This window comes from Saccharopolyspora sp. (assembly GCF_017434145.1).
In the GTDB taxonomy this organism is placed as follows: Bacteria; Actinomycetota; Actinomycetes; order Mycobacteriales; family Pseudonocardiaceae; genus Saccharopolyspora_C; species Saccharopolyspora_C galaxeae.
The window spans coordinates 1-7,658 of record NZ_JAFRFW010000793.1 but is presented as its reverse complement, the minus strand read 5'-3'; the positions used below and the strand labels follow the sequence as shown (position 1 = coordinate 7,658).

9 protein-coding genes are annotated in these 7,658 nt (G+C 68.4%); 3 read left to right on the top strand and 6 right to left on the bottom strand.

What is annotated here, in order from left to right:
- The first annotated feature begins 156 nt into the window (after positions 1-156).
- The 3 genes from IJH84_RS21510 (at position 157) to lysX (ending at position 2,345) form a co-directional block, all read left to right on the top strand.
- Positions 157-468, top strand: a complete 312-nt coding sequence (locus IJH84_RS21510) for a hypothetical protein (protein ID WP_200073475.1) — start codon at positions 157-159, stop codon at positions 466-468.
- A gap of 47 nt (positions 469-515) precedes the next feature.
- Positions 516-737, top strand: coding sequence for a hypothetical protein (locus IJH84_RS21505; protein WP_200073476.1), 222 nt, complete (start codon positions 516-518; stop codon positions 735-737).
- Between the two features lie 108 nt (positions 738-845).
- A complete protein-coding gene (gene lysX, locus IJH84_RS21500; RefSeq protein WP_295148222.1) occupies positions 846-2,345 on the top strand; it encodes a bifunctional lysylphosphatidylglycerol synthetase/lysine--tRNA ligase LysX in 1,500 nt (499 codons plus the stop codon).
- Between the two features lie 52 nt (positions 2,346-2,397).
- Here the strand turns inward: lysX and IJH84_RS21495 are convergent, their stop codons facing one another.
- The 6 genes from IJH84_RS21495 to IJH84_RS21475 form a co-directional block, all read right to left on the bottom strand.
- Positions 2,398-3,549, bottom strand: a complete 1,152-nt coding sequence (locus IJH84_RS21495; protein ID WP_295148219.1) for a VanZ family protein — start codon at positions 3,547-3,549, stop codon at positions 2,398-2,400.
- Positions 3,550-3,582: 33 nt separating this feature from the next.
- A complete protein-coding gene (locus IJH84_RS29345) occupies positions 3,583-3,816 on the bottom strand; it encodes a hypothetical protein (protein ID WP_367269063.1) in 234 nt (77 codons plus the stop codon).
- Between the two features lie 3 nt (positions 3,817-3,819).
- Positions 3,820-4,599 (bottom strand): ElyC/SanA/YdcF family protein, encoded by a 780-nt coding sequence (locus IJH84_RS21490; RefSeq protein WP_367269062.1) that lies wholly within the window; start codon positions 4,597-4,599, stop codon positions 3,820-3,822.
- An 86-nt stretch (positions 4,600-4,685) separates the two neighbouring features.
- Complete coding sequence (locus IJH84_RS21485; RefSeq protein WP_295148214.1) at positions 4,686-6,311, bottom strand: sulfatase; 1,626 nt, start codon at positions 6,309-6,311, stop codon at positions 4,686-4,688.
- A 334-nt stretch (positions 6,312-6,645) separates the two neighbouring features.
- The gene (locus IJH84_RS21480; RefSeq protein WP_200072764.1) at positions 6,646-7,038 is read right to left on the bottom strand and encodes a hypothetical protein; all 393 of its coding nucleotides are present in this window, start codon (positions 7,036-7,038) and stop codon (positions 6,646-6,648) included.
- Between the two features lie 329 nt (positions 7,039-7,367).
- Positions 7,368-7,658, bottom strand: a 291-nt coding sequence (locus IJH84_RS21475) for a hypothetical protein (protein ID WP_295148209.1), incomplete at its 5' end; no start/stop codon positions are given.

Below are 7,658 nucleotides of genomic sequence, written 5' to 3'. Positions count from 1 at the left end.
TGCGGAGCACGCCGAAGCGGGCTCCGCGGCAGTCCTGCCAACAGCCTGCCAACGGCCGCGCGAACCGGTGTGCCGGGAGATCCGCGGTGCCAGCCTCGGATCGCGATCGGGTCGACCGCCCGACGTTCCGCAACGATTCCCGAGGAGGGGATTTCCGTGACAGCTCTTCGCCGCATGTTCATCGCCGGCGTCACCGCTTGCGCGCTCGGCGGCCTGGTCGTGCCGACCGCCGTTGCCGCGACCGGCACCGCGCAACCGGCGCCGGCCACCGAGATCGGGGTCCGCAAGACCTGGCACGCGACCGTGCAGTGCCACATCGTGCGCATCAGCGACAACCACGTCATCGGTTACGACCGAGCCGACGGCGTGGGCAACACCAAGGACAAAGCCATCACCGACGCTGAGCGCAACGTCCCGGTGCCGCAGGGACACTACAAGCGCCACTGCGATCCCAAGCGGATCTGGTAACTTCCAGCAGCTTCGTTCCGCTCCTCCGCTGATCAGGTTGGTGTGCGATGTCCGAGGAAAGTGGAATCTGGGAAATCCGGCTCGGCATTTACGCCACCGAGCAGCAGGCCGAAGAAGTCAAGGAGCGCATCACCAGGCTGTTGTGCCCGGATCCCGACCACGCTCCGCCGTGCCCGATCCCGTGGTCGGTACGGCTGATGCCGGAGGATGCGGACAGCTACCCGGCGCTCGCCGAGCAAGCTCGCATCGAAGGCCACGACCAGGGGTGAGCGGCCCGGTGGACCGCAGCGACGGCCGCGGATGCGGGCCGCATCGGGGTTCGCACCCCGGTGCGCCCGCCCGCCGGGCCGGGTGAGCTGGGCCGATACCATGGTTTCGTGAGTACAGCGGTGGACGAGAATCACGAGGACCTGCCGGAGCAGATGCGCATCCGGCGGGAGAAGCTGGAACGCCTGCGGGACAACGGCGTCGACCCCTACCCGGTCGGTTACCCGCGCAGCACCTCGATCGGTCCGATCCGCGAGAAACACGACGGCCTCGAAGCCGACCAGGGCACCGGTGAAGTCGTCTCGGTGACCGGCCGGGTCATGCTCTACCGCACCGGCGGCAAGCTGTGCTTCGCCACGATCCGCGACGACACCGGTTCGATCCAGATCATGCTGGCGCTGGACAAGGTCGGCGCGGACGAGTTGGAAGCCTGGAAGGCCGACATCGACCTCGGCGACCACGTCGGCATCACCGGCGAAGTGATCACCTCCAAGCGCGGCGAGCTCTCGATCATGGCGGAGAGCTGGACGCTGACCTCGAAGTGCCTGCGCCCACTGCCGGAGAAGCACAAGGGCTTGACGGATCCCGAGGCGCGGGTGCGGCAGCGCTACGTCGACCTGCTGGTCAACCCGGAGGCGCGGCAGCTGGCCCAGCAGCGTTCGCGCGCCGTGCAGGCGTTGCGCTCGGTGCTGCTGGAGCGCGACTTCCTCGAAGTCGAGACGCCGATGTTGCAGCAGGTGCACGGCGGCGCCACGGCGGAGCCGTTCACCACCCACATCAACGCCTACGACCTCGACCTGTACCTGCGGATCGCGCCGGAGCTGTTCCTCAAGCGGCTGGTGGTCGGCGGGATCGAGAAGGTCTTCGAGATCAACCGCAACTTCCGCAACGAAGGCGCGGACTCCACGCACAACCCCGAGTTCACGATGCTGGAGTTCTACGAGTCCTACGGCGACTACGACACCGTCGCCGAACTGACCACCCAGCTCTACCGGCACGCCGCGAAGGCCGTGTTCGGCGACCACGTGGTGCGCCACCCCGAGCACGGGGACGTCGACCTCGGCGGCGAATGGCCGTCGATCACGCTGTTCGGCTCGGTCTCCGAGGCCCTCGGCGCGGAGATCACCCCGCGCACCCCGGTGGAGCAGCTGCGCAAGCACGCCGACGAGCGCGGGATCGGCTGGGACCCGTCGTGGGGGCCGGGCAAGCTCGTGGAGGCGCTGTTCGAGGAGCTGGTGGAGCACACCCTGATCCAGCCGACCTTCGTGCGCGACTTCCCGCTGGAGACGAGCCCGTTGACCCGGCAGCACCGGGACGACCCGCTGCTGACCGAGAAGTGGGACCTGATCGGGTTCGGCATGGAGCTCGGCACCGGCTACTCCGAGCTGGTCGACCCGGTCGAGCAGCGCAACCGGCTCACCGAGCAGTCGCTGCTGGCCGCGGGCGGTGACCCGGAGGCGATGCAGCTCGACGAGGACTTCCTGCGCGCCCTCGAGTACGGGATGCCGCCCACCGGCGGAGTCGGCATCGGCGTCGACCGGATGCTGATGGCGTTCACCGGCAGGGGAATCCGGGACACGATCCTGTTCCCGATGGTCAAACCGGTCTGACCCGCGCGAAGCGACCAGCCCCGGCGCGCACGGCGCCGGGGCTGTTGCGCGCTCAGCGCTGTTCGGATGCCGCCGGTGCGGCCGCCTCCGGCTGCTGCTCCCGAGCGTCCACCAGGCTCAGCCCGGTGATCTTGTACGACAGGCCGCGCTGCCCGGCGGTGCTGAACAGGCAGATCAACGACACCAGACCGAACAGCTGGCCGAGGAAGCCGAACGGGGACTCCCCGCCCATGCCGATCAGCAGCAGGTAGCCGCCGACACCGGCGAGGCTGCGCACCAGGCTCACCGACGGCCGAGGCTTGGCACCGTCCGCGGTGACCGCCCGCAGCTGCACGATGCGCTGGCCGACGCTGCTCGCGCCGCCCGCCAGCGGAAGCACGATCACCAGCAGCAGCCACGGCAGCCAGCTCCCGAGCACCTCGACGAGGCCCGCGCCCGGGATCTCCCTGGTGGGCGGCATGTTCCCGCCGAACAGCTGGCCGTTGACGGCCATCAGCACGACGATCCCGGCCGTGGCGCACAGCGTGCTGCTCAGCTTGATGATCGCCAGATCGCACACCGATGCCAGCAGCCGCCGGGACCAGGTGATCGGCCGCGGCTGTCCCGGCGGGGTGGTGAGCCGCTGCCCCGGCACCGCGCGCAGCGCAGGGGCCGCCCACGCACCTGCCAGCGCCCCGGCCGTGTTCATGATCAGGTCGTCCACGTCGAACAGCCGGTAGGCGCAGGGGTACAGGAACCAGATCCCGGTTCCCTGCGTCGCCTCGATGAGCAACGAGACGCCGAACCCGACCGCGGTGGTGATCAGCACCGACCGCCCGAACAGGTAGCGGACGAACATGCCCAGCGGCACGAACAGGCCCACGTTCAGCGCGATCTGCGTCAGCGCCGGATTGCTCAGCACCGAGAGCACACCGGTGCCGGTGGCTTCCTTGCGCATGTCGTTGAGGAAGTTGAACGGGATCCACTGCGGACCGCCCGCTCCCTCGGTGGCGCAGAAGTCCGGCGTCAACTGCGGGAACGGCAGCAGCACGTAAGCCACCAGGGAAACGCCGTAGACCACCGCGGCCAGCGCCAGCGCCAAGTGGCCAGCGCCGAGCTGGCCGCGCCTGCGATATTGCCGAGCCACGTACGGCACGAACAGCACCACGGCCAGCGCGATGCCTGTCACGATCCCGATCAAAGCGGGCAGCAGCCGCTCGCTCACCATCGTCCTTCCGGTAGGTGCAAGAGGATTTCGTCAGCCCAAGTTGCCGAGCAGGGCACCGAGGACCAGCAGGCCGCAGATGATGGCGTTCGCCACCCGGTGATCGAGGAAGATCGCCACGAACTCCCGGATCGTGGCGCTCGGCCAGAAGTAGCGGGCTGTCGGCGAGCCCACCACGTCCCCGTTCACCGACTCCTTGCGGGCGATCCGCGCGGCGCGCATCACGTGGTAGTTGTTCGTCACCACCAGGCAGCGGTGCTCCGGCACGCGCTACTGCATGAGCGCCTTGCTGAACCGGAGGTTCTGCTCGGTGCTGCGCGAAGCGTCCTCGACCAGCAGCCGGTCGGCGGGAGCTCCGCGCTCGAGCAGGTAGTCCGCCATCGCGCGGCCTTCCGCGATCTCCTCGCCCGGCCCCTGACCACCGGAAGTGATCAGCACCGGGTCGTAGCCCTTCGCGCGCTGCTGGTGGAACACCCCCAGGCCCTTGTCCAGCCGGGAACCCAGCAGCGGCGGCACCCGCCGCCCGCCGATCAGGCCGGAACCCAGCACCACGATGAAGTCGGCCTGCTTGCGCGGCGGGAACAGCCCGTAGAAGAACGAGTACAGCAGGAAGCACACGAACTGCAGCGACACGAAGCCGAGCACGGATGCGACGGCGCTCATCACGGCCACCAGCGGAGGCCACTCGGTCAGGTTGGCGAGGCTGCGCAGCACCAGGTAGCCGAGGATCCCGATCCCGGCGAACAACGAAAGCAGGTTGCCCAAGCTGCGGCCTTCGCGGCGCAGCATCGTCACCCCGTTGAAGATCAGGAACACCGCCAGCACCAGCGGCATCGCCACGAACGCGAGCGCGAACCCCACCGCGAACAGGACCGCGGCCTGCGGCGAGAGCATCGCCAGCAGCGCCCCCGCGCCGACGATCGTCGCCAGGATCGCGAAGAACAACCAGAGTCCGTTGCGCACGCGGCGCCGATCGCGCAGAACGCTCAGTCCGAACAGCAGGTACAGGACTGCGGCGGGAGCTAGGACGAGGGGCGACAAAGCAGTCACGGCTGGAGATCTTAGCCGTGGCACCTCACCCGGCGGTGCCAGGCAGGGAAATCCCCCACTCGCGGGCCGTACTAAGTGGACGGTCGTCAGCCGGGCGCGGGCGGCTGCGGGATTTCGCGGCCGCAGTCCGCTCCGACGCAGCCCTGCGTGCGGTCGAGCTGCCGGTCCAGGAATTCGCGCACCTGCGCGTAGCGCGCGTCGTCGTGCCGGGAATTCAGCTCGTACGGATCGATGGCCAGGTCGTAGAGCTCGTGCGCGCCGCTGACGTAGCGGATGTAGAGGTAGCGGTCGGTGCGGATTCCCTCGTACGCGGCGGACAGCACTTGCCCGTGCTCGTCGCGGGGCTTGGCCGGTCGTGGTGCGGTCGCGACGTCCTGGTCGAGATCGCCCGCGCCCGCGGCGCGCCCGGCCTGCACGTCGTCGGCGGGCGCTTGCTGCCGCGCACCTGGACGAACGGGTTCCGGCAGGGCGCCTGCCGCGGCCTCGTGCAGGATCGGTCGGCCGGTTTGCCTGCGCGGATCCTGCGCGAACGGCAGCAGCGAACGCCCGTCCAGCGCCAGGCCTGGACTGGTGCCGCCGAGGTCGGCGATCGTCGCGGTCAGGTCCGGATTGCTGGTCAGCTCGGCGGAATGCCCGCCGCGCGCGACGCCCGGACCGCTGATCATCATGGGCACGTGCGCGGAAGCCTCGTGCGGCAGGAACTTCCCGGTCGGGATCTGGTGCTGGCCGAAGAAGAACCCGTTGTCCGAGGCGAAGATCAGGTAGGTGTTCTCGAGCACGCCCTGCTCGCGCAGCGTGTCGATGAGCTTGCGCACCGCCTCGTCGACGGCCAGCAGGGATTCCAGCCTGCTGCGGTAGCTCTCGGTGATGCCGGCGGTCTCGTGCGCCGCGATCTGCGGATATTCCTGGAGGAACTTCGGCTTGTCGCTCATGTCCGCCTCGTTGAACGACGGGTCCGCGGGCAGCGGCACGTCCGCGAAAGCTCCGGCGTGGCGCTGCGCGGGACGCGGGCCGTCCGCGATCCGGAACAGGTCACCGTTGTCCGGTGCACCCGGCGTGATCTCGCCGTGCGGGGCCAGGAAAGCCATGCTGAGGAAGAACGGGCTGCCCGCCTGCGACTGCCTGCGGATGAAGTCGGCGCCTTTGTCCCGGTACACGTCGGTTTGGTAGTGCTGCGGATCTTCGTGCCAGTAGTCGCCGTAGGTGCGCAGCGCGCCGTTCTCGTTCAACCGGTACCCGTACATTTTGTAGGTGCTCGGGTCGACCGAACCGCGCCATTCGTCCCAACCGGGCGGCACGTGCGTCGGGTCGTCCTCGCCGTAACCGTTGGGGTACTTCCCGATGTGCGAAGTGGTGTAGCCGGCGCGTTGCAGCCACACCGGCAGCGTCTCGGCCTCGTTGAGCTTGTCGTAGCCGCCGAGCGGGTCGGCGTTGTGCCGCACGCCGTTGTTGTGCGCGAACTGTCCACTGAGGAACGTCGAGCGGGAGGGGCAGCACAGCGGGTACGAGGCGTAGTAGCGGTCGAACGTCACGCCCTGGGTGCCGAAGTACCGCTGGGTCTGCGGCATGAACCGCATGCTCTCCAGCCACTGGTCGTCGGTCATCACCATGACCACGTTCGGTTTCCGCGGCACCGGGCTCGCCTGCGGGGGGACCGACTGCGGCTGGCCCGTGCACGCCGCCGCCACGAACGCCAGGACCAGCAGCAACACCGGCCGTCTCCGGCGCGGGACGCGGCGAGCGGCAGCCATCGGGACCATGACTCAGTTTGGTCCCCGGCACGCACAAAGTGTCAAGATCCGCCCCTCGCACGGAGGAACGGTTGCAGTGGCATTTCGCGAGCTCTTTTGATCTTTATCTTCTCAGCGGCGAAGCCGCTGACCGGCGACCACGCACGCAACCGGACCACCGGCGGGTTCTCAGCGGCTTCCTCGCGAGGACAGCGATTTCGCCGCGTAGGGGTTACGTGCAGAAATCGATCCCGCAGCGAGGAAGCCGCTGAGGTTCCGCTACCGGCACCGCCACGCAAACCGCTCTGAATGATCTTCAATATCCATCGCCGCCGAAGAAGATTTCTTCGATGTGGTCCGCCGTGTCGGACACGAAGGTCAGCGGGTCGATGAACTCGTTGATGTCCAGGTTCATCAGCGGGATCGAGTGCCGCAGCACCACGTGCTCGCCCATGATGACCGCGCCGCACACGACGGAGGTCTCGCCGATCTCCGCGAGCAGCCGGTGCAGGTCCACATCCGCGACGCGCCCGCACACCGAGGCGATCTGCACCCAGTCCTCGCGCTTGTCCAGCTCCTCGCGGCAGATCATGATGACCTGGCTGCGGTGGTCCTCGTACTCGATGAGGATCCGGATCTCGTCGCCGGTGTCCTCGATGACCTTGTACTCGGAGCGGACGAAAGTGGCGATGTCGCCCCAGGTGGCCATGTTGCTCCTCAGCTCGTGATCGTTTCCGACACGAACGGTAGTGCATCGATCACGCCGCCCGGAACACGGCGACCGCGTGACACCGACTCCCGTTTTCTCCAGGAGTGAACGGACTGTTCGACCAATCTAGTGGGACCAACAGTCCGTTCACTCGGCCCGAGTCGCCCGGATCGAGCGATTCGCCCGTGTGTCGGCCGCACGGTTTCTCCAGGAGTGAACGGCCTGTTCGACCAATCTAGTGGGACCAGCGGTCCGTTCACTCGGAGCGGGCCGGGTTCGGTGCGGCTCCGCCACCGGCACCGCCGCGTTGCTGCTCGCGAACGGAATCCTCAGCGGTGCGCGGGGAATTCGACGACCTGCTGGTAGGTGGGGCGGTTCTGCCAAGTGGCCTTGTCCTGCGCGATGCCGCCGATCTTGTTGTGGATCAGCGAGTCGGCGCACCACTGGTCGCCGGGTTCGCAGTCGCCGTCGCCGGGGTAGGTCTGCTCGGGCGGTTCGGCGTCGGCCGCGGCGAGCGTGTCCAGCAACGTCTGCCGGCATTCGCCGAGATCCCCGCCACCGCACAACGTCTGCTTGCCGTCGACCTCGGGGAACCCGCCAGGCACGGGTTCGCCGAGCGC